The organism is Streptomyces sp. NRRL S-87 (assembly GCF_000719335.1).
GTDB lineage: Bacteria > Actinomycetota > Actinomycetes > Streptomycetales > Streptomycetaceae > Streptomyces.
Genome location: NZ_JOGB01000068.1, coordinates 1 through 22,464 on the forward strand (window position 1 = coordinate 1; position 22,464 = coordinate 22,464).

General features: G+C 75.4%; 20 protein-coding genes and 1 pseudogene. 5 read left to right on the plus strand and 16 right to left on the minus strand.

Features of this window, described 5'->3' with window-relative positions; translation table 11 throughout:
* Positions 1-268: 268 nt before the first annotated feature.
* A complete protein-coding gene (locus tag IF43_RS0130545) occupies positions 269-1,879 on the minus strand; it encodes a tryptophan halogenase family protein (protein ID WP_030208209.1) in 1,611 nt (536 codons plus the stop codon).
* A 190-nt stretch (positions 1,880-2,069) separates the two neighbouring features.
* On the opposite strand from IF43_RS0130545, the gene IF43_RS0130550 reads away from it, so the two are divergent.
* Complete coding sequence (locus tag IF43_RS0130550) at positions 2,070-2,726, plus strand: DUF4097 family beta strand repeat-containing protein (protein WP_051796483.1); 657 nt, start codon at positions 2,070-2,072, stop codon at positions 2,724-2,726.
* Positions 2,727-2,785: 59 nt separating this feature from the next.
* On the opposite strand, the gene IF43_RS0130555 is transcribed toward IF43_RS0130550, so the two are convergent.
* Positions 2,786-3,622 carry a class II glutamine amidotransferase gene (locus IF43_RS0130555; RefSeq protein ID WP_030208214.1) on the minus strand — a complete coding sequence of 279 codons (837 nt, stop codon included), beginning with the start codon at positions 3,620-3,622 and terminating at the stop codon, positions 2,786-2,788.
* A gap of 169 nt (positions 3,623-3,791) precedes the next feature.
* On the opposite strand from IF43_RS0130555, the gene IF43_RS0130560 reads away from it, so the two are divergent.
* Positions 3,792-4,631 carry a hypothetical protein gene (locus tag IF43_RS0130560; RefSeq protein WP_030208217.1) on the plus strand — a complete coding sequence of 280 codons (840 nt, stop codon included), beginning with the start codon at positions 3,792-3,794 and terminating at the stop codon, positions 4,629-4,631.
* Between the two features lie 148 nt (positions 4,632-4,779).
* Here IF43_RS0130560 and IF43_RS0130565 read toward each other — a convergent pair whose 3' ends face one another.
* From IF43_RS0130565 to IF43_RS0130605, 10 genes and pseudogenes are all read right to left on the minus strand, one after another.
* The gene (locus IF43_RS0130565; RefSeq protein ID WP_030208219.1) at positions 4,780-5,079 is read right to left on the minus strand and encodes a hypothetical protein; all 300 of its coding nucleotides are present in this window, start codon (positions 5,077-5,079) and stop codon (positions 4,780-4,782) included.
* 124 nt (positions 5,080-5,203) lie between these two features.
* On the minus strand, positions 5,204-5,620 hold the full coding sequence (locus IF43_RS43175) for a hypothetical protein (protein WP_234332591.1): 417 nt from the start codon (positions 5,618-5,620) through the stop codon (positions 5,204-5,206).
* Positions 5,617-6,450 (minus strand): serine hydrolase, encoded by an 834-nt coding sequence (locus IF43_RS43180; RefSeq protein ID WP_234332592.1) that lies wholly within the window; start codon positions 6,448-6,450, stop codon positions 5,617-5,619. The genes IF43_RS43175 and IF43_RS43180 overlap by 4 nt, the downstream gene beginning before the upstream one ends.
* A 133-nt stretch (positions 6,451-6,583) precedes the next feature.
* Positions 6,584-6,892 (minus strand): annotated as a pseudogene (locus IF43_RS0130575) (M24 family metallopeptidase); the annotation flags it as partial.
* Between the two features lie 233 nt (positions 6,893-7,125).
* Positions 7,126-8,586, minus strand: a complete 1,461-nt coding sequence (locus IF43_RS0130580) for an FG-GAP and VCBS repeat-containing protein (RefSeq protein ID WP_030208225.1) — start codon at positions 8,584-8,586, stop codon at positions 7,126-7,128.
* Between the two features lie 227 nt (positions 8,587-8,813).
* A complete protein-coding gene (locus IF43_RS37135; RefSeq protein ID WP_234332593.1) occupies positions 8,814-9,659 on the minus strand; it encodes an NmrA family NAD(P)-binding protein in 846 nt (281 codons plus the stop codon).
* A gap of 18 nt (positions 9,660-9,677) precedes the next feature.
* Positions 9,678-10,169, minus strand: a complete 492-nt coding sequence (locus IF43_RS0130590; RefSeq protein WP_030208228.1) for a hypothetical protein — start codon at positions 10,167-10,169, stop codon at positions 9,678-9,680.
* A gap of 114 nt (positions 10,170-10,283) precedes the next feature.
* Complete coding sequence (locus IF43_RS0130595) at positions 10,284-10,835, minus strand: MarR family winged helix-turn-helix transcriptional regulator (protein WP_030208231.1); 552 nt, start codon at positions 10,833-10,835, stop codon at positions 10,284-10,286.
* A gap of 75 nt (positions 10,836-10,910) precedes the next feature.
* Positions 10,911-11,357 (minus strand): VOC family protein, encoded by a 447-nt coding sequence (locus IF43_RS0130600; protein WP_030208234.1) that lies wholly within the window; start codon positions 11,355-11,357, stop codon positions 10,911-10,913.
* Between the two features lie 63 nt (positions 11,358-11,420).
* Positions 11,421-12,137, minus strand: a complete 717-nt coding sequence (locus tag IF43_RS0130605) for an aldo/keto reductase (RefSeq protein ID WP_030208235.1) — start codon at positions 12,135-12,137, stop codon at positions 11,421-11,423.
* A 118-nt stretch (positions 12,138-12,255) separates the two neighbouring features.
* Between IF43_RS0130605 and IF43_RS0130610 the strand changes: the two genes are divergently transcribed.
* Together IF43_RS0130610 and IF43_RS0130615 are read left to right on the plus strand one after the other, a co-directional pair.
* Positions 12,256-13,206 (plus strand): helix-turn-helix domain-containing protein, encoded by a 951-nt coding sequence (locus IF43_RS0130610; RefSeq protein ID WP_030208236.1) that lies wholly within the window; start codon positions 12,256-12,258, stop codon positions 13,204-13,206.
* Positions 13,207-13,267: 61 nt separating this feature from the next.
* A complete protein-coding gene (locus IF43_RS0130615; protein WP_030208237.1) occupies positions 13,268-13,702 on the plus strand; it encodes a VOC family protein in 435 nt (144 codons plus the stop codon).
* 63 nt (positions 13,703-13,765) lie between these two features.
* Here IF43_RS0130615 and IF43_RS0130620 read toward each other — a convergent pair whose 3' ends face one another.
* The gene (locus IF43_RS0130620; RefSeq protein ID WP_158939569.1) at positions 13,766-17,407 is read right to left on the minus strand and encodes a hypothetical protein; all 3,642 of its coding nucleotides are present in this window, start codon (positions 17,405-17,407) and stop codon (positions 13,766-13,768) included.
* Between the two features lie 304 nt (positions 17,408-17,711).
* On the opposite strand from IF43_RS0130620, the gene IF43_RS0130625 reads away from it, so the two are divergent.
* Positions 17,712-18,359 carry a lysophospholipid acyltransferase family protein gene (locus IF43_RS0130625; protein ID WP_030208239.1) on the plus strand — a complete coding sequence of 216 codons (648 nt, stop codon included), beginning with the start codon at positions 17,712-17,714 and terminating at the stop codon, positions 18,357-18,359.
* A gap of 48 nt (positions 18,360-18,407) precedes the next feature.
* Here IF43_RS0130625 and IF43_RS0130630 read toward each other — a convergent pair whose 3' ends face one another.
* From IF43_RS0130630 to IF43_RS0130640, 3 genes are read right to left on the minus strand one after another with little or no spacing between them, the layout of a single operon-like run.
* Positions 18,408-18,776: a hypothetical protein gene (locus IF43_RS0130630; protein ID WP_030208240.1), complete on the minus strand. Its 369-nt coding sequence runs from the start codon at positions 18,774-18,776 to the stop codon at positions 18,408-18,410.
* Positions 18,739-20,019 (minus strand): CHAT domain-containing protein, encoded by a 1,281-nt coding sequence (locus tag IF43_RS0130635; RefSeq protein ID WP_030208241.1) that lies wholly within the window; start codon positions 20,017-20,019, stop codon positions 18,739-18,741. The genes IF43_RS0130630 and IF43_RS0130635 overlap by 38 nt, the downstream gene beginning before the upstream one ends.
* Positions 20,016-22,415 carry a hypothetical protein gene (locus tag IF43_RS0130640; protein WP_030208242.1) on the minus strand — a complete coding sequence of 800 codons (2,400 nt, stop codon included), beginning with the start codon at positions 22,413-22,415 and terminating at the stop codon, positions 20,016-20,018. The genes IF43_RS0130635 and IF43_RS0130640 overlap by 4 nt, the downstream gene beginning before the upstream one ends.
* Between the last annotated feature and the right edge of the window lie 49 nt (positions 22,416-22,464).

Genomic DNA, 22,464 nt, shown 5'->3' on the forward strand with positions numbered 1-22,464 from the left:
GCCTGGGGTGGCCGCAGGCCAGGGCGAAGCCCCAAAGCCCCAGGGGTGGGCCTGCCGCAGGGCCTGCAGGCCATGACGGGTCAAGAGGCGAGGGGACCCGCACACCACGGGACGGCCCCACGAAGCGAGAGCCCACCCCCGACACCGGCCCACGAACCGCAGCCCCGGCCAGCCCCAACCGACCCCAACCAGCCCCAACCGACCCCCCGCCGACCCCAACCAACCCCGGCCGGCGCCCAGCCCAGCCCAGCCCAGCCCAGCCCCCTCCTCACCCCCCGTACAGATGCTTCAAGCACTCGTAAGCCGTCGGCAACGTGTCCAGCAGGATCCGCTGCTGCCGCTTGACCGCCGTGAACACCTCGTCCGCGGCCGCGGCCCGCTGCACGTGGTGGGCGAGCGCCGGCAGCGGCCGCGCCGGCTCCGTCCCGAGGCCGGTGAGGATGCTGTAGTAGTGCCCGTCCGTCCAGACGGTGCGCAGCTCCGCCTCGGGCCGGCCGGCCGCCCCGTAGTACGCCGCTTCGTCCGTGGCGGCCGCCACCACCGGCAGTCCCGCCCGGTAGTCGGCCGTCTTGCGGCGCAGCCCGGCCGGCAGCTCCGGCTCCTTGACCGCTCGCCAGAACGCCGTGTCCGTCCGCGGCGCGAAGGCCAGGTGCGCCCGGACGAAGTCCCGCGACTCCTCGAACACCTCCTCGGTGTCCCGGTTGTACCCGTCCGCCAGCGCCGGGTCGACGTCGCGGTCCGGGAAGTGGGTGACGAGCCGGTGCAGCGCCGCGACCAGGAAGTGGCTGTCGGTCGGCTGCAGCGGCCCCAGCGAGCCCGCCGCGGTGCCGACCGCGACGACGTTGCCGACCCAGGCGCGCCGGACCCGGCCCACCCGCAGGCCGACCACGTCGAACCCGCCGCGCGCGGCGTCCGCGCCCCACAGCGCACCCAGTTCGGCCACCGCCTCCTCCGGCGTGGTCAGCGCGCTGTGGTGCACGTGCCCGGTGGTGAATCCGGCGCGCAGCGGGGTCCGCCACACCCAGCCGGACGGCACCGCCACCGCCGAGGTGTACGGGTCGACGGTGTCGGACCGGTCGGCGTGCGGGACCCGGGCCACCACCGCCCGGTCGCAGAGCAGTTCACCGGACAGGTCGAGGAAGGGCTCGGCCAGCTCCCCGCCGAGGAGCGCCGCCGCGGAGCCCGAGCAGTCGACGAACAGGTCCCCCTCCCACCGGCGCCCGTCGTCGGTCCGCACGGCCGTCACGAAGCCGCGGCCGTCCCGCTCGGCCCCCGCGAAGCCGCCCTCGACGGCGCGCACCCCCGGCTCCCGCAGGGCCAGTCGGCGGACGAACCCGGTGAGCAGTGCGGCGTCCAGGTGCCAGGCGTACCGGGTGGCCGCCCGGCCGTCGAGCCAGCGGGGTGCCAGCCGGGCGTCCATCAGCGGCGGCTCGCGGAAGCAGGCGTAGTCGAACGGCTCGGTGGTGCGGCCCTCGCGGGTGCGCAGCAGCCAGTACGAGGACAGCGGCAGCCCGTCGCAGTCGGGGAGCAGCCCGGTCGAGTGGTAGAAGTGGTCGGGGCCGCCGCCCGGAAGCTCCCGCGGTAAGGGCGAACAGGGGCCTTCCGTACGCCAGTTGACGAACCGCGTCGCGGTCCGGAAGGTCGCCCCGCAGGCCCGCATCCATTCGTCCTCGTTGACGCCGAGCAGGTCGAAGAAGCACCGGTGGAACGGCGGCAGCGTCGCCATGCCGACCGCCCCCGGCACGGGGGCGTCACCGGGCGCCTCCAGCACGGTGATCCCGACCGTGCCCCGCAGCGCCCGTGCCAGGTGGGCGGCGGTCATCCACCCGTCGGCGCCGCCGCCGAGGACGACGACCTTCTCGATGCGTCGGCTGTTCATACGGCGGCACTCCTCGCGGACGGCGCGGACGGGCGCGGGCTGGGGCTGCCAGCTTCGCCCGGGCTCCTATAGGTGTCCTGTAGCGGTCCGTGCGTCGCCTGAAGGTTTTTCATAGGAACGTCGGAGGCCCCCCGGCCACCCTGAGCCCGCGAGCCGTGCCGCCGCCCGACCGCAGCCTAGGGAGACACCGATGAAGCGCAGGTTCCGTACCAAGCCGGCCGTGTACGCACTGGCCGCCGTGACGGCCGGAGGGCTCCTCTCCGGCTGCATGGGCAGTGCCACCACCACCTCCGCCACCTACACCGTCGAGTCCGCCGTCACCTCGCTGAACGTGAAGACGTCCGGCGGCACGATCGAGGTCGTGGTCGGCAGCGGCCGCGGCGTGAAGGTCACCGAGAGCCTGAAGTACGACGGCGACAAGCCCCTCACCACGCACCGGGAGCGGGGCGGCGAACTGACCCTGACCGCCCCCAAGGACTGCGGCGGCAGCGGCATCGGCGGCTCGACCTGCCAGGTCGACTACCGCGTCGAGGTACCGAAGGCCCTCGCCGCGACCCTGGACAGCGACGGCGGCAACATCGTCGTGGAACGCGCCGTCACCGGCCGCTTCACCGCCCGCTCCGACGGCGGCAGGGTCACCGCGGGCTTCGCCGACGCCCCCGACGCGGTGGACGTCGACAGCTCCGGCGGCAACGTCGTCCTCCGCCTCCCGGACGGCACCTACGCCGTCGACGCCTCCTCCGACGGCGGCGACCAGAGCGTCCGCATCCGCACCGCCCCCGACTCCCCCCACAAGATCCGCACCCGCACCGACGGCGGCAACGTCAGTCTCCTCCCGGGGAGTTAGCGCGTCGGGCTCCTCCGGGGAGGGCTCCTCCCGGGGAGCCCGGCGCGGCGGGGCGGGGCTCAGACCGGCGCGGGGGCGAACTCGTGGATGGCGTCGTGGCCGGGCCGGACGATGCCGTAGGTGCCCTCCGGCACCTCGTTCCAGGCGCCCGGCAGGTCGCCCAGGGGCTCGGAGACCACGAGGCGGGTCTCGTCGGACACCTCGCGCAGGAACTCCAGGTCGGGGTGGAGCCTGCGCAGGGAGTCCACCCGGGTGCTGTAGAAGAGCGTCCGGGACTCGTGCCGGCTGGAGTAGCGGAAGGCCCACACCGATTCGCCGTCCGTCACGGCCACCGTCATCTGCAGCGGGTCCGCCACACCGTGCTCCCGGCCGACCGCCTCGACCACGCCCGCCATGCGCGCGACGGCTCCCGGCGGGTCCTCGTCGAGCCCGAAGGTGAGCGCCAGGAAGAACATCATCTCGCTGTCCGTCGTCCCCTCGACGTCGGCGTAGAGGGAGGGGTCGACGCGCAGCGCGAGGTCCCGGCGCAGCGCGTGGAAGCCGGCGACGGCGCCGTTGTGCATCCACATCCAGCGCCCGTGCCGGAACGGGTGGCAGTTGGTCTGCTGCACCGCCGTACCGGTGGAGGCGCGGATGTGCGCGAAGAACAGCGGGGAGCGCACGTGGTCCGCGATCTCCCGCAGGTTGCGGTTGTTCCACGCGGGACCGGTGTCGCGGAAGACCGCCGGCGTCGCGATGTCCTCCTGCGCGTACCAGCCGATGCCGAACCCGTCGCCGTTGGTCGTCTCCACGCCCAGGCGGGAGTGCAGACTCTGGTCGATCAGTGAATGCGCGGGCTTGTAGAGGATGGTGCCCAACAGCACGGGAGTCCCCGAGTACGCGAGCCAGCGACACATGTGATCACCCCATATCCCTCCCAGTCTCGCCCGCACCCACGCTGATCGCCACGGGGACGGGACCCGCCCCGCCGCACCACGCCGCAAGCCGGCCCCGGCGGCCCCGCCGCGGGGCGGACAGGGCATTTCGTGCACGGGCCGGGCCCTCCCCGTGATCTAGGCTCGGTCCGTGGGGCGACCTGAGCAGAACGTCGAAGGTGTAGGACCCTTCGCCACCCGGGTCACCTGGACGCTGCCCGATGGCGGGACGGCGGTCTGGGAGTCACGGCAGGCACGGCGGCGAGGAGCGCTCGCCATCCGTGTCCCGGGCACGGACCCCGTGCGGCGCGCCCGTGCCGACGCGGTCGCGATCGGCCGCCTGCGCCGGCTCAACGCCGTGGCAGCGACCGCCTTCGTCATCGGCGGGGCCCTGTTCGCGGCCGGTGCCGGCATCGCCCTGTTCGGTTCGGGCGATGCCGTGGAGAGCGTCTCGGTCTACTTCGCCGGCGGCCTCTTCTTCAACACCGGCGGCTACGCCTCGCTCCTGCAGGTGGTCAACGCCCCCCGCCACCGGGTCGGGCACCGGGGCCTGGTCACCCACAGCTGGCGGTGGTGGAGCTTCGAACCGATGCGGTTGGACTGGCTGAGCGCGTTCCTCCTGTTCACCGGCACGCTCGTGTTCGGCGTGAACCTGGTGGACTCGTTCCTGCAGGGGCTGAGCGTGCAGCAGGTCAACCGGCTGATCTGGGTGCCCGACGTGGTGGGCTGCGTACTGTTCCTGGTCTCCGGGCACCTGGCCCTGATGGAGGTCTGCCACGGCCGGATCCGGGTCCTGGCGCGCGACCTCGGCTGGTGGATCGTCGCCGTGAACCAGCTCGGATCCGTGCTCTTCATGATCTCGGCCCTCGCCGCCTTCACCCACCCGGCCACCGGGAGCATGGTCAACGTCAACATCGCCAACTGGGGCACCCTCACCGGCGCCCTGTGCTTCTCCGTCGGCGGGGTCCTGCAGTACTTCGAACGGCCGTGAGTCCCGCCCCGGGCTTCAGGAGGCGGGCACCGAAGGCCGTGCCCTGCCGCTGGAGGGGCTCTGGGGGTCCGGTTCTCCGTCACGCAGGCCGGTGGCCGGGCCGGCGGGCCGAACGGCCCCCTGCCCGGTCCGGCCTTCTACACATCCTTCAGGTGGCGGCCCACGGCGGTACGGCGGGAAGGACCGTGGGGCCTTCGGCGCGGACGGCTTCGATGACCGCGTCGTGCAGGGCACGGCTGGCGTCCTCGCTGGGGCACGCGATGGGGCTGCCCGAGAGCGTCAGCCAGTGCGAGCCCCCGCTGTACTGAACGGTGACGTGGGCCAGGCCGTCGGACTCGGTCCACGTGGTGTGGACGTCCAGTTCGCCGTCCAGGATCCCGGCCTCGTCGGTGCGCACGCCGCCGCGTCCGGCGAAGACGCCGCGGGTGGTCCATGATGCCCAGCTCATACGACCCTCCGGGCTCAGCCCCTCGTGGTTCCTGCCGCCTCGCGACAGGCGCGGGAGCTCCGCTGCTGCCAGGGTAGACCGACCCGCCACCGCAGGGCGGCGAGCAACGCCGCAGGTCCGCCGATCATGCCCGGGCGCACAGGGCGGCCTTCTGGACCTCGTTCAGTCCGGTCCCCAGCGGGAAGGGCGTTCCGTGCCGCAGCTCCGCACCGAGGTCGTAGACGTTGACCGCGAACACCAACTGCCGCTCGCCGTCGGCGGTGGTGAGCGCCATGCTCATGAAGCCCGGTCCGGTGCCGTCCGTGGCCCAGACGCCGACCCGCTCGGCCTTCGGCCCCGATCCGCAGGCCACCGTGCCGCGCTGGACGCCGAGGCCGTACGCCGGCTTTCCGCGGAACCGCACCGTGGTCAGCAGTTCGCGCTGCTGCGCGGGCCGCAGCAGCCTGCCGGTGAACAGGGCCCGGTGGAAGCGGGCCAGGTCGTCGACCGTGGAGACCATGGCCCCGGCGGTCCAGTCGTACGACGGGCTGAACCGGGTCACGTCCCGCCCCGCCAGGTCGTAGCCGTGCAGGTGGGGCCGTGGAGGTCCGGGTCGGTCAGCGGGAAGGAGGTGTGCTCCAGGCCGAGCGGGGCGAGGATCCGCCGGCGGATCTCGGAGGGCGCGCCGCGCCCCGTCACGGCCTCGACCACCAGACCGGCGAGCAGGTAGTTGGTGTTGGAGTACCTGAAGCTCTTGCCGGGCGCGAAGTACGGGGCGTGCCGGACCGCCCGCGCGATCACCTCCCGCGGGGTGTACACGTATCCCCACTCGTGACGCTCCAGGTAGGGGGCGAAGAACTCCGGCTCGTCGGTGGGGTCGTAGATCCCCGAGGTGTGGTTGAGCAGCTGCCGGACGGTCACGGCCCGCCCGTCGTTGCCGGCTCCCCGGACCACGCCGGGCAGCCAGCGCTCCACGCTGTCGTCGAGGGAGAGCCGTCCCTCGCCCTCCAGCTGGAGGAGCACGGTCGACACGAAGGCCTTGGTGTTGCTGGCGATCCGGAACCGCTGGTCCGGCCGGGCCCGCTCGCCGCTCGCCCGGTCCGCGAGCCCGGCCGCCAGCCGTGACTCCCGCTCGCCCCGCCGGGTGTACGCGACGACCCCCGGGAACCCGTCCGCGACGGTCCGCTCGAGGGCCGCCTCCAGGCCGGCGGGCGGCGGGGCCGCCGTGCGCGCCCGGCCCCCAGCAGGCCCTCGGACCCCCGCAAGCTCCCGAACCCCCGCGCGCCCCTGCGGAGCGTCCGCATGCTCCTGCGCGGCCGCCGGGAAGATCCCCGCCACCGTCACCACGCACATCCCCACCAGCAGTGCCGCGGCCCGTGCCCGTGCTTTCACCGATCGCTCCCGTACCTATCGTCCGCGTCGTACCTACCCGCCCCACCCTGCCGGGCGACCACCCCCGTTCCCCATCCCGCTGACACCCGTGTCCACCCGGGGGTGTCCCCCACCCCGCGCCGGGATCGCCGGGTCAGGCCGCCGTCAGGACGCGCGGGCCGTTCGTGGTCACGGCCACCGTGTGCTCGGCGTGCGCGGCCCGGCTGCCGTCCGTCGTGCGCAGGGTCCAGCCGTCCCCCGCCGTCACGTAGCCGTCCCCGCCGCCCCCGATGACCATCGGCTCGATGGCCAGCACCATCCCCGCCCGCAGCCGCATGCCGCGCCCGGCCCGGCCCTCGTTGGGCACGCCCGGGTCCTCGTGCATGGAGCGACCTACGCCGTGGCCGCCGAAGCCGTCCGGCACGCCGTACCCGGCGGCCCGGCAGACGGTACCGATGGCGTGCGTGACCCCGGCGCGCCGCCCGGCGCGCGGGTTCGGCCACCTGCTCACCCCGCGGGTCGTGCGCGCCGCCGGTCCGCGTCCCCGCGGAGCCGCCACCCGGTCGGCGCGGCCGGGCCCCGGCGGCCGGACTCGGCCGGCGCCCGCACGGCCGGCCCCGACGGCCGGGGCCCCGGGGCGGCGCCCGCCGTAGCGGTGCGCGGCCCCGGGGCCCCGGGTGGTCCGCAGGTGGTCCGTCAGCGCGCGAGCACGCCGAATTCCCTGCCGGTGAGGACCTGGGAGTCGACCGGCGCCTCCACGACGCGGGTGGCCGCGGTCCCGGCGAGCTTGCCGGCCTTCGTGCCGACCGACCAGACCGCGGGCCTGGTGGCCGCCACCGGGACGGCGAGCTCGGGCTGCTTGTCGTTGTTCAGGTCCGTGACCTTGAGCTGCGAGCCGATGCGGAACGTGCCGGCGGGGCGGGGCAGACCGGGGGCGTTGTAGGCGTACCACGCGGCACCGCTGCCGGTGACGCCCTTGCCCGTGCCCTTCAGCACGTAGAAGCCGCCACCGCTGACGTAGCAGTGCTCGCAGGTGGGCTTCCGCTCCCCGGGGGCACCGATGATCAGCTCGGGGTGGCCGTCGAGGTCGAGGTCGGCCGCGGCGAGGGAGGCGCCGAAGCGGTCGGCCTTGCCCACGCTGCCCGGGATGCCGTCGGAGTCCTCGGTGAACGTCCGGACGCCGCGCCTGTCGTTCACACCGGTCGAGGTGCCGAAGTTGATCCGGACCAGGCCCGCGGCGTAGTCGGTGTCGATCTGGCTCTCCGCGTCGCCCACCGCGATGTCGCCGTAGCCGTCCTTGTCGAAGTCCGCGACGGCGACGCTGTTGCCTCCGCGGATCGTGACCGGAGTGATGCGGAGGCCCGAGGACCCGCCGAGGAGCACCCGGCCGCGCATGGGGCCGTCCATCCGCCGCTCGCCGAGGACGACGAGGTCGTCGGCGGCACCCTTGTCGATGCGACCGACGGTGATGCGGTCCTGCGCCAGCCCCTCCTCGAAGACGGGGTAGTCGCGGCCGAGGTCCAGCTTCCTGGGCGTGGCCGCGGTCGTGCCGTCCGTCTTGAAGGGGCCCCGGAACAGCCAGAGGGAGGTCTGGTAGCCGACGACCAGGTCGGTCTTCCCGTCACCGGTGAAGTCACCGGCCTTCAGGACGGTGCCGAAGCCGGGCCGGTGCTGCGGGTCGGGCATCAGGGTGCCGCCCTTGAGGCCGGTGGGGCTGCCCCACAGCAGGCTGACCTGGTCGCCGCGGGCGCCCACGGCGAGGTCCGCGTAACCGTCGGCGTTGAAGTCGCCGTTGGTCAGGACCTGGCCGAAACGCCGGCCCTGGGCGGCGTCGCCCGGTACTCCGGGGCTGTTCTGGGTGAGGACCTTCAGGCCGGTCTTCTGGGCGCCGTACCGGCCGCCGTACGAGACGGTGACGTAGCCCGCGCCCGGCAGCTGCGTGGTGGCCCCGTCCGTGCCCGTGGCGTTCACGGTGGCGTCGGGGGCGCCGATGGCCAGGTCGTGGACGCCGTCGCCGTTGAAGTCGTCGGAGAACCGGCTGGGCGCCGGACCCGCGGCGGCGGCCGCGGCCTGCGTACCGGTGGAGACCAGCAGGCCTCCGGTGAGCGTGGTGGCCGCCGCGGCGATGGCGACGGCGTGACGGATGTGGCGTCGCACGTCCGTTCCCCCTAGGTGTGCGATCAGATGAACACCCTCTGGACCCCCGGCCCCCCGAAAAGGTTGTACGCCCCCGGGCCCGCCCGCCCCGGTACCCCCTGTGCCCGTGACGCCGTCGGGCCGCCGCCCGGACCGCGAACTCTTCGTGGACGGCGGCGCCCGCCGGGTCCGACCCGTGCCGGGCAGCTCCGACCCGCTGCCCGGCAGGTCCGCCCCGCCGCCGCGGGTCAGCGGAACCGGTGCAGGTTCTCGACGAGGAAGTCCTCGAGGGTGCGGGGGGCGCGTCCGACGAGGCGGCGGAAGGAGTCGTCCGGTGTCTCCTCGCGAGCCACCGCGAGCTGCTGGATCTCCACCACGTGGGCGGCCAGCCAGTCCGGCATCCCGGCCCGGCCGACCAGGTGGGCGTACAGCTCGGAGGGGCTCAGGTCGAGGTAGCGGACCGGTCGGCCGAGCAACCCGCCCAGCAGTGACGTGAGTTCCGGGTGGCTGTAGGCCCGCCCGCCGGTGAGCGGGTACGTGCCGCCGGCCGACGCCGGACGGGTGAGGACCTCGGCCGCGGCGTCCCCGATGTCCCGGACGTCCACGTAGTTGCACCGCGCATCGCCCGTCGCGCCGTGCACGACCCCGGCGGCGGCGATGCCGGGCGCCAGGAGCAGCAGCTTCTGCATGAAGGCGTACGGCCGCAGGACGGTGGCGGTGACGCCGCAGGACCGCAGCCGCTCCTCGACCAGGTGGTGGCCGCGCGAGACGGCGACGGGGGAGTCCGGTTCGGCGGCCGGCGCGGAGACCTTGACGACGTGCGTCACGCCGCAGTCGACGGCCGCGTCGATCGCGTCGAGCTCGTACCGGACCTGGTGCGGGCCGTTGGCCATGGTGAGGAAGAGCTGGTGCGCGCCGCGGAAGGCCGCCCGCAGGGACTCCGGATCGGCGGCGTCGGCGCGGAGGACCGTGGTGCGGGCGAGCGTGCGCGCGTCGAGTGCCGAGGTCAGGCGGGCGGGGTCGCGGCTCAGGGCGCGGCTCGGTACGCCGAGGGCGGCGAGGCTGCGCAGGGTGGCGCCGCCGGTGTGCGCCACCGGCGCCCATGATGACGATCATGAAGTCTGCCTTTCGGGTCGGGGTGTGACGGGGAGTCGGTGCTGCGGTGCGCGGGCCGGGCCGCTCCCGCGTCGGCGCCAGGTGGTGACGGCGGCCGCGATCGCCGAGGAGACCGGCAGGTCGACCGGCAGCCGGCGCGGCCACGGGCTGTCGGCGAGGGCCGGGACGTGCGGCAGCCCGTGGGCGGCGGCGAGGCCGACGGCCAGGCCGAGCGCCGCGCCGGCGAGGCCCGCGGCGGCGGCTGCGAGCGCGCGCGGGGTCCGGCCGGGCCGGGCCCGGAGGGGGCGGCGCCGCAGCACGGCGCCGAGGGCGGCGGTCACCAGGGCGGAGGCGCCACCGATGGTGGTGAGCGCCGCGACCACCAGCTGCGGCTGCCCGGTCACGGCGCCGCCGAGACCGGCCGTCGCCGCGGGCATGGCGTAGGCGACCAGGACCTCGCTCCACGCACTCGGGGGCGGGGGAGCGCCGGCAGCCTTCCTCGTCATCATCGGTCGTCCTCTCGAACAAAGTAATTAGTCACCTAACTATTAGTGCTTAGGTGCCTAACTATAGGATGGGAAGAAAGGCGGGCCGCCAGGCGGCCCGCCGGGACGCGGTCGGCCTCAGGGTCGGCCGTGAGGTCGGCCGTCGGGTCGGTCGTCGGTGAGCGCATCGATGCCCGAGACCACCCGGGCGAGCAGGTCGAGGAAGGTGGCGCGCTCCTCGGGGGACAGTCCGCCGACCAGTCCCTGCATCCGGGCGAAGTGCTCGGGCGCCAGCTCGCGCAGCTTGTCGGCGCCCCGCGCGGTGAGGACCACCACGTTGCCGCGCCCGTCCTCCGTGGATGGTCGGCGGGCCACCAGACCCTCCTGCTCCAGCCCGTTGACCAGGCCCGTCACGGTGGCCCGGGACACGCCGAGGCTCGCCGCGAGCTGGGAGGGCGACTTCTCGCCGCCGTGGTCCTCCAGGTCGGCCAGCAGTCGGTAGCGGCCGGTGGAGAGGCCGAAGCGCCCGAAGTGCACCTCGCCCGCCTGGCCGATCCGGGCGCCGGCGGCCATCAGGCGCGCCGCGACCAGCACCGCCTGCGGGTCGGCCGTGAGGCCGTAGCGGGCGATCTGGCGGCGCGCCTGGTCGAGCGTGGGCGCGCCGGGTCCGGTCTCGGGGTGCTGGGTCACGTGAAGTAATATGGTGCCTAATCACCTCTCCGGTCAAGAGCCACCGCCTCCCGTCCGCACTCGGAGGAGACCGTCTCAGACGCCACCGAAGTCGGGGAGGGTGATCGAGCCGTCCTCGTTGAAGGGGATCCCGGGATTGTGCGCGACCTCCCAGGCGTGGCCGTCGGGGTCGACGAAGGCGCCCGAGTAGAACCCGACGGCGTTCACGGCCCCGGGCTTCGTGACCGTCCCGCCGGCCCGCTCCACCGCCGACAGCAGGGCGTCCACCTCGGCGTCGGACCGGACGTTGTGCGACAGGGCGATCCCGCCGAACCCGACCGCCGGCACCGGCCCCGGCCCCGCCTCCAGTCCGCACTCCCGCGCGAGCCTGCCGCGGTCCCACAGCACGAGGCCCAGGCCGCCCGCCTGGAAGAAGACCGTCTCCTCGACCTCCTGACCCCGCCAGCCCAGCGCGCGGTAGAAGGCCTTGGCGCGGGCGAGATCCGAAACCCCCAGCGTGACCAGGGTGATGCGCTGCTCCATGCCGGCACGGTACGCCCCGACCCGCGCGACCGGCCGCCCGCCGGGCGGGAGCCCACCAGGGCGTCACCCCCTGCCGCGGTGGACCGCCTCGAGCCGGGCGAGTTCGCCGTCGGTGAGGCGCAGCGCGCCGGCGGCGACGTTGGCCTCGAGGTGGGCGGGGTCGCCGGTGCCGGGGATGGCCAGCACGTGCGGTCCCCGGTGCAGCGTCCACGCGATGCGGACCTGGGCCGGCGTCACGCCCCGCGCCCGGGCCACCGCCCGGACCTCCTCGTGCTCCCGCCCGGTCGCCCCGGCCTGCCGGCCGTCGGCCGCGAGGGCGTAGAAGGGCACGAAGGCGACGCCCTGCTCGCCGCAGTGGCGTACGAACGCGTCCTGGTCGGGCCGGACCCCGATGCCGTACATGTTCTGCACGCACACCACCGGCGCGATCTCCCGCGCCTCGGCGAGGTGTTCGGGGGTGACGTTGGACAGGCCCAGGTGCCGGATCAGCCCCGCCTCCCGCAACTCCGCCAGCACGCCGAACCGCTCGGCCTCGTTCGCGGAGCGCAGCGGGGAGAAGTAGAAGGCGGCGGTGTCGATGTGGTTGACGCCGAGTTCCACGGCGCGGCGCAGGACGCCGATCGCCTCGTTGCGGTCGCGCGGCCTCGCACCGGGCACGAGTGCCGTGCCGGTCTGCGGCAGGCGCATGGCGCCGAAGCCGATCCGGCGGACCGTGAGGTCACCCAGCGTCCACGTGCCCGATGCCGCTGCGGCGGCGGTGTTCGTCTCCAGGTCGGTCATGCCGGAAGGATCTTCGGACGGTACTCTCGGCGCCATCGATTCAGGTGGACCCGAATCCTCGACCGAGCGGACGGACACGGTGGCGGAGCTCTCCTTCTCTGCGGGGGACCTCGCACGGATGCGGTTCGCCGTCTCCCCGATGTGGCAGGTCGGGACGAGCTTCCGGCTGCTCCGCTCCGGAGCCGCGGACCCGGTGCACCACCGCTGGCTGGAGCAGGTACGGCCCCGGCTCGCGGCCGCCGGGCTGGACCGGGGGTGGCTGGCGGAGCTGATCCCGCCCTCCGGCTACGTCCCCGACTTCCTCAACCCCGCACCGCCGGGCCCGGCCCCGACACCGGCCGACGAACTGGCGGCGATCACCGCGACCCCGCCCGAGCGGCTACGGCGCGACCTCGACCACCTGCGCCACCACCAGGGCGCCCTCGGCGAGCGGCTCCGCGCGCTCCACGCCGACCCGCACCGCGTGGAGCACCTCGCGCAGGAGATCCAGGCGTACTGGGAACTGGCCCTCGCCCCGTACTGGGCCCGCATCCGGGCACTGCTCGACGCCGACGTCCGCCACCGCGCCCGGCAGGTCGCCGAACACGGAGCCGGCCACCTGCTCGACGACCTGCACCCCCTGGCCAGCTGGCACGACGACGTCCTGCGCCTGGTCCGCCGCCCGCACACCCTGTCCCGGGCGACCGCGGGCAGCGGACTGCTGCTGGTCCCGTGCGCCTTCAAGGGCCCGGGCCTGTCGACCCGGGTCGCACCCCCGGACCCGCCCCAGCTCGCCTACCGCGCCCGCGGCACCGGAACCCTGTGGGAACCCCGGCCGGCCGCCGGCACCGCAGCCCTGGCAGCCGTGCTGGGCCGCACCCGCACACTGCTCCTCACCGAGCTCGACGCACCGGCCACCACCACCGAACTGGCCGCCCGTACCGGCGCCTCCATGGCGGCCGTCTCCCAGAACCTGTCCGCCCTGCGCGACGCCGGCTTCGTGACCGCCCACCGCACCGGCCGCACGGTCCTGTACGCCCGTACGAAGACCGCTGACGCCGTCCTCGCCGCGCATGCCGCCCCGTCCTGACCCGTCGACGCGACCGCGCGGGCGAACGAGCGGCCCGGATCACCCTTGTTAGGGTGCGCGGATGGCATCGATCAAGCAGTTCCAGGTCACCTTCGACTGTGCAGTGCCCGAGCGCGTCGCCCGCTTCTGGTGCGAGGTGCTGGGGTACGTCGTACCGCCGCCGCCGGAGGGGTTCGCCACGTGGGACGACTTCGACCGCGCGCTGCCGCCCGAGCGCCAGGGGTCGGCGTTCGCCTGCGTGGACCCTTCGGGCGTCGGCCCGCGGCTGTTCTTCCAGCGCGTTCCCGAGGGCAAGTCCGTCAAGAACCGGGTGCACCTCGACGTGCGGGTCGGCACCGGACTCGTGGGTGAGGAGCGCCTGGCCGTACTCGAGGCCGAATGCGCGCGCCTGGTCGCGCTCGGCGCCGTGCGCGTTCAACTGCTCCGCGCCGACGGCGTCGACGAGTCGTGCATCGTCATGCAGGACGTCGAGGGCAACGAGTTCTGCCTCGACTGAGCATCCTCCGGGACGCGGAGGGGGGACGGCGGGTCCCCTCGCCGCCCCGCCCCCGGGGGCCCGTCAGTCCAGGAGCGCCGTCACCGGCGACATCGCGTCCCACCCCGGGTCGCGGCCGGTGAGCCGCCGTACGACCCGCTCCCACGCCAGCCGATCCGTGCCGAGGCGCCGCCCGACCAGGTCCGCCAAGGCCTCCAGGGCGGCGGCGGCCTCCGGCGGGGCGTCCGTACGGAGCCGCGCCGAGCTCAGGTAGGAGAGCACCAGCACGGCCGGGGTCGCCACCTCCAGCAGGTCGCGGGCGCGGAGGTGGCCCGAGGCGAGCAGCCCGTCGAACTGCATGACCGGCGGGGCACTGTAGAGCCCTCCCAGGCCGAAACGGCTGCGGGCCCGCGTGAATTCGGGCCCCTCGGGCAGTCCGCCGGGTCCGGGCTCCGGTGCCAGCTCGGGATGGCGGAGCCGGAGCTCCAGGGGCGCGTCCGGGCGCCGGACCAGCCACGCCCACTGCGGCAGCGGCTCCTTCGCGTGCTCGGCGGCGAGGACGTCCCAGTCGGGGGCGTGCGGGAAGACGCGACGGTACGGGTCGTCCCCCTCCCCGGAGGCGGTGCGCAGCTTCGCGGCGAGCTTGACCGGGTCGGTCTCGAGGGCGAGCCGGGCCCGCACGACGGCGGCCGGGTCCGCGGACGCCAGCGCCTTCGCGCAGAGTTTCGTGGCCGCCCGGCCGAGCACCCCGCGCGCCACGAGCGCGGCCAGCCGGTCCCGGCCACCGTGCTCGACCAGGTGCAGGCAGCCGGTGAGCTGCTGGACGAGACTCAGCTCGGGCGAGCGGGTGAGCACCGCCTCGACCAGGTCGGGCTCGGCCGAGGCCAGCCAGCGCAGCGACCCGGCCGGCTGCCCCCACGGACCGGCCGGCATCCGTTCCAGGACCAGCTTCCCCAGCTGCTCCGCGCGCTGCGTGCCACCGGCCCGGGAGCGGCGGACGATCCGCCGGCGGACCGGCTCGGGGGCGTTCTCGGCGAGCAGGAAGTAGTCGACCTCGGGATCGCCCAGGTCGGCCAGCCGGTCCGCGGTACCGGCCGGCAGGCGCCTGGCGCCGGCGGCGAGGACGTACATGGCCCTGGGGTCGCGCCCGGCCAGCAGCCGGTCCAGCACGGTCCGCGGGGTCCGCTCGTGGCGCAGCAGGTACGCGGCCAGCAGCCAGGGGCCGTCCGGGCCCAGGCGGGGCAGGACCGCGTCGACGGTGTCGGCGTCCGCCATGCACAGCATCGTGGCGATGGGCCACTGCCACAGGTGGCTGCCGCGCCCGCTCTGCCGGACCGCCTCCTCGGGCGTGGCCGGCAGCGGCGTGGGCTGCCCGTACTTCCACTGCCCCAGCGGCCGCCGTGCCGTGGCGGCCCGCTCACCGGTGCGCGCCTCCCCGGTCCCGTCCCCTGCCGCCCCGGCACCGCAGCCGTCCGTCCCGGCGGCCCCACTGCCGTCCGCCCCGTCGGTCCCCCTGCCGTCCACCTCCCCGGACCGGGCCAGCCGCACCAGCTCGGGCCAGGTGAGCCCACCGCCGCCCGTGTCCAGGTCGCCGCCGCCCGCGGCGGCCACGGTCCCCGCGAGCCGCAGCCAGGCGTCCGGGTCGGCGCCCAACTCGGTGCGCAGCAGGCGGGCCACGCCGGCCTGCCACGCAGTGGCGAAGGCCTGCCGCCGCCAGTCGCCCGGCAGCGGGAGCAGGTACTGCGCGGGCAGCCCGTCGAGCAGGTCGGCCACCGTCAGGATCCCGTGCTCGTACGCGACGGCGACGGACCGGGCGGTGGAGGGGGCGAGACCGGCGAACGTCGCCCGCGCCTCGTCCCGGGTGGGCGCGACCGACCACCCGCGCGTCCAGGGTGGTCGTACCCCGTGGTCCGCGCACGCCTGTGACAGCCACCGCGGGGTGGCGAGTCCGGGCGCGTCCTCGTCGCCGTGGGCGGCGAGGAAGAACAGCACGCCGGGGTCGGAGGGAGCCGGCGCGCCACCGTCGGCGAGGCAGCCGCGCAGGACGTCGAGGGCGGCCAGCGCGGCCCGCTCGTACGGGGTGCGCGGCCGCTCGGGTGCCTCGGCGGCCGCAGCCGTACCACCGTCGGCGGGCGCGGCGGACGGGACGACGCCGTCCGCGGCGGCCTCGGCCTTCCCGGCCTCGGTGATCACCTCGTGCAGGGTGCCCCCGTGCCGGGGGAGCAGGGCCCCGAACGCCGCCCATGCCTCCGGGCGTTCCCCGAGCGCGCCCTCGGCCAGCTCGGCGAGTCCGGCCAGGAGCGCTCCGCCCAGCAGCTTCCGCCGCGCCAGCGCCTGCAGGGCGCCCAGCGCGTGCACGGCGGGGCGAGCGGTGGAGACCAGGTCGGCCGGGTCGAGCAGGCCGGCCGCCGCCATGCCCTCCGCCCACAGCGACGCCCTGTCGTCGAGCGCCTCGCTGGCGAGGCGTCGCGCGGGCGGGGTGGTGTTCCCGGTGCGTCGGCCGCCGCCCTGCCACGGGTCGTTGAGCGTGCTCAGCCGGAAGGCGAGGCGCTGGGCGTCGTCGGCGTCCTCGTGGCGGGCCAGCTCGACGGTGGCCTTCGGCATGAAGGGGGTCTTCGCATGGGCTTCCGACAGGGCCCGGAGGTCGTACGCGTACGGCTCGGCGAGCAGCACGCGCAGCGTGCTCGTGCGCCGCGTGGCCGCCAGCAGCGCGGGCAGCCGCGCGGGGTCCCCGTACGGCTCGCAGCGGGCGCGCAGGGCCGCGAGCGCCGCCCCCGAACCGTCCTCGGCCGCGAGGGACCTGGTGACGCGGGAGAGGACCGGCGGGGTCAGGTGCGCGCGCACCGCCGGGTCGTCCACCAGTGCGCGCACCGCGTCCGGGCCGGTCCGCTCCCAGACCCTGACCAGCGCGTACTGCTGGGCGACGCCGCGGGCCCCGGCCACGGCACGGGCCGTGAGACCCGGGTCGCCGGACACCAGCAGCGGCGCGAGCCACGTGCTCGGCAGCTCGCCCGCCGGGTCGGTGAGTTCGGCGTACAGGCCCTCGTCCATGGGGACGTCGTCGAGGCGGCCCGCGAGGGTGCGGCGCAGTGTCTGGGTGGCGCGCGGGTTGCGGTAGACCGCGGCCCCGACCCGCGGGTCCCCCGTGTCCAGCAGCCGCGCCAGCACGCGGGCGTCGAGCCGGGTGTGGCGGGCGAGCGCGGTCCTGGTCCGGGTGTCACCGTGCCCCGCGACGGCGTCGGTGAGCACCGGCCCGGGGACGGGCCCGGTGGCGAGCAGCAGGTCCAGGGTGTCGTCCGGGAACACGGCGAGGGCCGCGGCCGCGTCCTGCGGCGGCGTGTGCTCCAGCAGCAGGGCGAGGGTGGCCTGGACGCTGCGCGGCGCCGGCACGCGTACGACGCCCGGGGCGGCGGGCGGCGCGGGCGGCGGTACGTCCGCCAGCAGGTCGGGCAGTGTCCCGCGGTGGCCGGCGAGCGCGTCGTGCACGCCGAGCCACCGCCCGGGGGAGCCCGCGAGATGGTCCCGCACCAGGGCGGCCAGCCGCCGAACGGCGTCCTCGTCCGGTCCGCCGGCGGCGGCCACGGCGGCCGCGACGGTCCGGGCGGGCCGCGTCCGCGCGACGGCCCGCGCCGCGGCGCCCGCAGCCACCGGGCGGGGCTCCTCGCGGGCCAGGGCGAGGAGGTCCCGCAAGGTCTGCGCGGTCGAACTACTGTGCGTGGTGCTCATGGACGCCATGGTAGGAACCGGGTCGGACATCGCCCTCCGACGACCGGCGCGGCCCGCGCTGCCGGAGCGAACTCACCCCACCCGTAACCGGTGTGACGGCACGGCAGGCCACGGCGCGTGCCGCTCACCGCCGAAGACCGGCCCGAAACCGCTCCGCCCGCCTCCTGGTGACGACCCGTCCGGTCGGACGCCCCCGCTGTCGGCTGAGCACATGAGCCCCGAGGAATGAGTACGCCGCCCCACGACCCGGTGGCGCCGGGCCGGCGACGATGAAGGCGACCACAGCCTCAGTCCGGGAGCCGACATGCTCAGCCGCTTCGCCCACACCGTAGTGCCCGTCTTCGGCCGCCTGTCGACGAGCACGGACACCGGCTCCGAACCGGCACCCGGCAGCATCCTCGCCGCCAACCACACCTCCCTCGCGGACCCCGCCGTCGTCCTCGCCGCCCTGCGCCGCCTCGGCGTCCAGCCGGTCGTCATGGCGGCCGCCGGCCTGTGGCGGATCCCCGTACTCGGAGGCGCCCTCACCCGGGAGGGGCACGTCCCCGTGCACCGCGGCAGCCGGGACGCCGCGGCCGCCCTGGACCTGGCGGCCCGAGCCCTGCAGCAGGGACGCCACGTCCTCATCTACGCCGAAGGCGGCCTGCCCCGCCGCAAGGACGCCGGCGAAGCCGCCCCGGGCGCCTTCCACACCGGCCTGGCCCGGCTCGCCCTGCGCACCGGGGCACCCGTGGTGCCGGTCGGGCAGGCCGGAGCCCGCCGGCTGACCTCGGGCAGCGGGCCCAAGCAGCTCGCCGGCCTCGTGACGGCCCCCGTACGCCGCCCCAGGCTGCACGTCCACGTCGGCAGGCCGCTCGTGCTGACGGACGACCTCACCACCAGCACGGCGCGCGCCCGTTCCGCGGTGACCGCCGCATGGCGGACGGCGGCCCTGCACGCGTGCCGTCCCTGACGGCGCGCGCCCTCGCAGCCAGACCTGAGCCCGTGCCCCGGCCGGTACCTACTCGGGCGCCCGGCGGGTGAACGTGAACGTCAGGCTCGACGAGCCCGCGAGTTCCCCGCCGGAGCCCAGGAGGGAGACCTGGCCCTTCGCGCTGACCTCGGCGCTGATGGTGACCTCGTTCAGCTCGAAGTCCCCGCAGTGGGCGGGCAGGGCCCCGATCACCGACCGCATCGAGTCGAGGAATCCGGTGACCCGCTCCTGGAACACCTCGAGCGGGACCTCGGCCCGGCCCAGCCGCCATTCCTGAGAGCGCCGGAACAGGGAGCGGTCGTCGCCGTCCTCCAGGCCGATGACGCGGACCACCGCGGGCCCGTCGGGCTTGGGCCGGTCAGGGAGCGGGGACTCGGTTCGCTGGGAGATCGACATCTGCATCCTCTGTCGGGTCGGTGCGGACATGGAGCTGTGGATCCGCGTAGGCCGCGTACGCGATGCCGAGCGGATTCCCGTACGTGTGCAGCAGGCTGTTGCGGGCTTCGAACACCGAGCGGCCCAGTGGCAGCCGACGGAGCAGGAACCGCTCGTACAGCGCCTGGGAGAAGGCCGCCGCCACCTCGTCCGGCACCTCGATCTCACTGCCGACGAAGCCCCGGTTCCCGTTGGTCAGGAAGAGGTGCGGGAAGGAGAGGGAACTGGTCGCGTGCATGCGCGCCGACCCGCAGGCGTTCATGACCACGAGCGGCATCTCGTCGCTCTCGTGCCCGGGCCGGGACTTCAGCGCGACCAGGTCCTCCGCGATGGTGCCGAGCTTCACCCGGAGGTCCCGGCCGCCGCCGTGCAGCTCGATCTCGTTGTCGAGGGGGCTGTCGAGCGTGGCGTAGCAGTGGCAGGCGAAGTGCTGGATCTGGTCGGGCACGGCCCGGACCTCGCCGGCGAGCGAGCGCCGGGGGTCGAAGATCTGCTCGGCCAGAGTGGCGGCCCCGGTGTCGTCGCCGTCGCCGGGGTACGGACCGTCCACCTCGACCCGGTCCGCCGCCGCCGAGGTCAGCCAGTCGAGTTCGCGCCGGGCCCCGGAGAGCAACTCGTGCCGCAGGAAGCGCAGGGGCAGCCGTCCTCCCGGCGCCGGCCGCAGCGAGAGCCCCGTGGGTACCCGGGCGGGCAGCAGCGTCCGCTTGACCACGCAGGAGAAGCCGACGAGGTCGCGGCACTGCGCGACGAGCTCCGCACGGTCGGCCGGCACGGTCGGGTACATCCGGTGGAGGGGCAGCAGTTCGAGGGGGAGGAAGCAGTCGCGGTCGCCGACGCACTCCACGAGCGGAGGGGGCAGCGCCGGGTTGCGCCCGACGGGCAACGCGGCGTTCCAGAAGGCCTGGAGGCCCTGGATGACCCCGGCCTCGAGGCCGAACAGGAGGAAGACGAGCCCACGGCCGATGCGGTGCAGCACGTCGAACACCTCGGGGACGTCCCCGTCGTCCACCGCCAGGCCCGGCAGCACGTCCTTGAGTCCCAGCAGCCCGGCGTCGAGGCGGCGCCGGGCCACGTCCATGACTCCTGGCTGGGGCAGGGTCATCCGCAGGGGCGGTGTGCCGTTGCGGGCCTGGAAGACGACCTGGGTGGTCCGAGCCGTACGCCGCACCCGGACGGTGACGTCGGCCGGCTGGCTGCCCGTCATCCGGAGTCCTGCCCGCGCACGTCGCCCCCGGACCGCGCCTCGGAAGCCGCGGCCCGGACCGCGATCGAGACCGCGATCACCTGGACGAGCCGGCCGGCCTGGTAGAGCTGGAACCACACCTCGTGCAGCCCCTCCTCCTCCGGCAGGGGGATGCGGAACACCGTCTGCGCCTCCCGCTCGGTCCGCAGGGTCCGCCGGTGGGGGCTGGGAGCGAGCGTCGGGCTGTCGACCAGCGCGTCGAACTCGGCCTCGGACACGTCCCGGCCCCCCTCGATGTGCACCGGCTCCAGGACGAAGAACTGCCGTTCGGGCGCGATCTGCTGGGCGGATCCCGCATCCCGGCCCCGCGGGTCGCGCACCACGAACAGCACCAGGCCCAGGCGCTGCCCGGGGGACGCCACGATGGTCGCGCCCTGCGCGAGCCCGCCGGACGCACCCCCGCCCGCGGCCCCGCCGCCGACGACCTCCTGGCCGGCGTCGAGCTGGAGGGCGAAGTAGCCGGTGAAGTTCGCCAGCGGCGGCCCGGTCACGGCCTCCTCGATGCCCGCCCGCAGCACCTGCTGCAGCTCGCGGGCCGCGTTCCGGTGCAGGTCGGACAGCTCGCGCCCCAGACGTTGGCCGACCGCCGCCGACGTGCGCCGGGCCACCTCCTCGGCGAGCCGGGCCAGGTCGGTCGCGCCGAGCTGGCCGGGGCCGACCCGCCGGGCCGGCGCCTCGTGCTCGTCCCGCAGTGCGGCGCGCACCCCGCGCACCACCTCGGCCGACACCTCGGACACCAGCGCCTCGCGGTCGGCGCCCGACATCCCGACGGACCCCGCGTTCTCCGGGGGCCCGGGCGCGGCGGTCCGTACGGCACCCGTCCGGGCGAGCGGCCGGTCGTACTCCCCGACTCCCAGCAGCGCGGCGCTCTGCCCGAGGAAGTCGGCGTGGTTGTCCGGCAAGGGCAGCCGCAGGGCCTCGGCCAGGTCGAAGCGGTACACGTCGGCCGCGTCCGCGCGGTGCTCGTACGCCGCCACCACCCGCCGACGGCCCGCCACGACCGCGGCCAGGGCGATCAGGAGCGGACCGAGGACCAGTACCACCAAGGAGCCGCTCTCCGGCCGGGGGCGTACGAGGACCTCCGCCGCGAACCCCCACGCCGCAGCGGTGCAGACGGCGCCGGCGGCGGTGACGCGCAGCAACGCGACGGCCCGGCCGAGGCGGCGGGCCTCGTGCCGGACCCGGGGCGGGGCCACCAGCTCGATCCGGGGCCACACCCGGTCGACGGCCAGACCGGTGGCGAACGCCGCCTCCACGACGGCGGCGTCACCGGCAGCGGGGCGCAGCGGACGCACCAGGAGCCCGGACGTCCGGACCGCGGCGCGGTCGTGGCCGAACTCCGTCCTGGCCGCGGCCTCGATGCGGCGCGCGCGTACCCGGTCACCCTCCCGGTCCGCCCGCTCCCGCCCGTACCCGTCCCACCCCGCGCGCCGGACCACATCCCGCAGGGCCCACTCGCGCTCCTCGAGCCACCGCGCCTCACGCCCCCTCGGCGTCCGTCCGGACGGGTCGTCGTCGTGGTGTGCCACCGCGTGGCGCCACAGGTACGCGGCGGCCTTCTCCGCGATCCCGGGTGTGCACCCCGGACGCAGCCAGCCGAGCAGCAGCGCCTGGAGCACCCCCAGCACGGCCGCGGCGACCGCGAGTTCCCCGGCCCCCACCAGCACGGCGGCCGGACCGGTGCCCGGCCGGTGCTGCGTGCTGTGGAGCGCCGCCCAGCCGAGGGACCCCAGGGGTACGACGAGACCCGCTGCCTGTGCCCAGAGCGGGACCACCGCTCCCGGCGGAGGCGGCCCGGACGGCTCCGGGAGCGCCCTGCGCGGGACGGAGAGCCGGACGCGCGGGACCGACCAGTCGTTCACCACCCACAGGGCGCCGAGCGTCCCGGCCAGCCCGGGTCCGCCCACGAGCCAGGCGGCGAGGACGCGGCCCTCGCGGGCGAGGGTGGCCACCACCAGGGCCAGCGGTACGGTGAAGACCAGCGCCAGCACCCAGCCGGGACGTCCGTCCAGGTCGTCCTGGACACCCAGCCAGAAGGTGACCGCGAACAGGGCGGCGGCGGGCAGGGCCACCAACCCGGCCCGCTGCGGGGCCCCTCCCGTCATCAGGTGGAGGGCGAGCCAGCCGAGCAGGACGCCGGACAGGACGACACCCGCCACCACCAGGGGCCTCTCGTGGTCGTCCATGGCGTTGTGCCGGATGACCAGTCCCACCAGGGGCACCAGGAGCACCGCCGCACCGGCGCCGGCGAGCCACGCCCACCCCGTCCGGCCGTCGAGGGCGAGGACGAACGCGAGCCACACGAGGCCGGCCTCCGACAGCACCGCCAGTGCCCCGGCCAGCACGCCCTTGGCCACGGTCGAGGCAGGCCCTCGCCTCTTCGGGCCCGAAGCCATGCCGTCCCCC

Excerpts from the sequence above, each read along its gene's own strand:
- IF43_RS0130550 (WP_051796483.1), top strand. The coding sequence starts at position 2,070 with ATGAAGCGCAGGTTCCGTACCAAGCCGGCCGTGTACGCACTGGCCGCC.
- IF43_RS0130605 (WP_030208235.1), bottom strand. The coding sequence starts at position 12,137 with ATGACCGACCTGGAGACGAACACCGCCGCCGCAGCGGCATCGGGCACG.
- IF43_RS0130615 (WP_030208237.1), top strand. The coding sequence starts at position 13,268 with ATGGCATCGATCAAGCAGTTCCAGGTCACCTTCGACTGTGCAGTGCCC.
- IF43_RS0130610 (WP_030208236.1), top strand. The coding sequence starts at position 12,256 with ATGCGGTTCGCCGTCTCCCCGATGTGGCAGGTCGGGACGAGCTTCCGG.
- IF43_RS0130600 (WP_030208234.1), bottom strand. The coding sequence starts at position 11,357 with ATGGAGCAGCGCATCACCCTGGTCACGCTGGGGGTTTCGGATCTCGCC.
- IF43_RS0130545 (WP_030208209.1), bottom strand. The coding sequence starts at position 1,879 with ATGAACAGCCGACGCATCGAGAAGGTCGTCGTCCTCGGCGGCGGCGCC.
- IF43_RS0130565 (WP_030208219.1), bottom strand. The coding sequence starts at position 5,079 with ATGAGCTGGGCATCATGGACCACCCGCGGCGTCTTCGCCGGACGCGGC.
- IF43_RS0130625 (WP_030208239.1), top strand. The coding sequence starts at position 17,712 with ATGCTCAGCCGCTTCGCCCACACCGTAGTGCCCGTCTTCGGCCGCCTG.
- IF43_RS0130635 (WP_030208241.1), bottom strand. The coding sequence starts at position 20,019 with ATGACGGGCAGCCAGCCGGCCGACGTCACCGTCCGGGTGCGGCGTACG.
- IF43_RS0130630 (WP_030208240.1), bottom strand. The coding sequence starts at position 18,776 with ATGTCGATCTCCCAGCGAACCGAGTCCCCGCTCCCTGACCGGCCCAAG.
- IF43_RS0130555 (WP_030208214.1), bottom strand. The coding sequence starts at position 3,622 with ATGTGTCGCTGGCTCGCGTACTCGGGGACTCCCGTGCTGTTGGGCACC.
- IF43_RS0130590 (WP_030208228.1), bottom strand. The coding sequence starts at position 10,169 with ATGATGACGAGGAAGGCTGCCGGCGCTCCCCCGCCCCCGAGTGCGTGG.
- IF43_RS0130620 (WP_158939569.1), bottom strand. The coding sequence starts at position 17,407 with ATGAGCACCACGCACAGTAGTTCGACCGCGCAGACCTTGCGGGACCTC.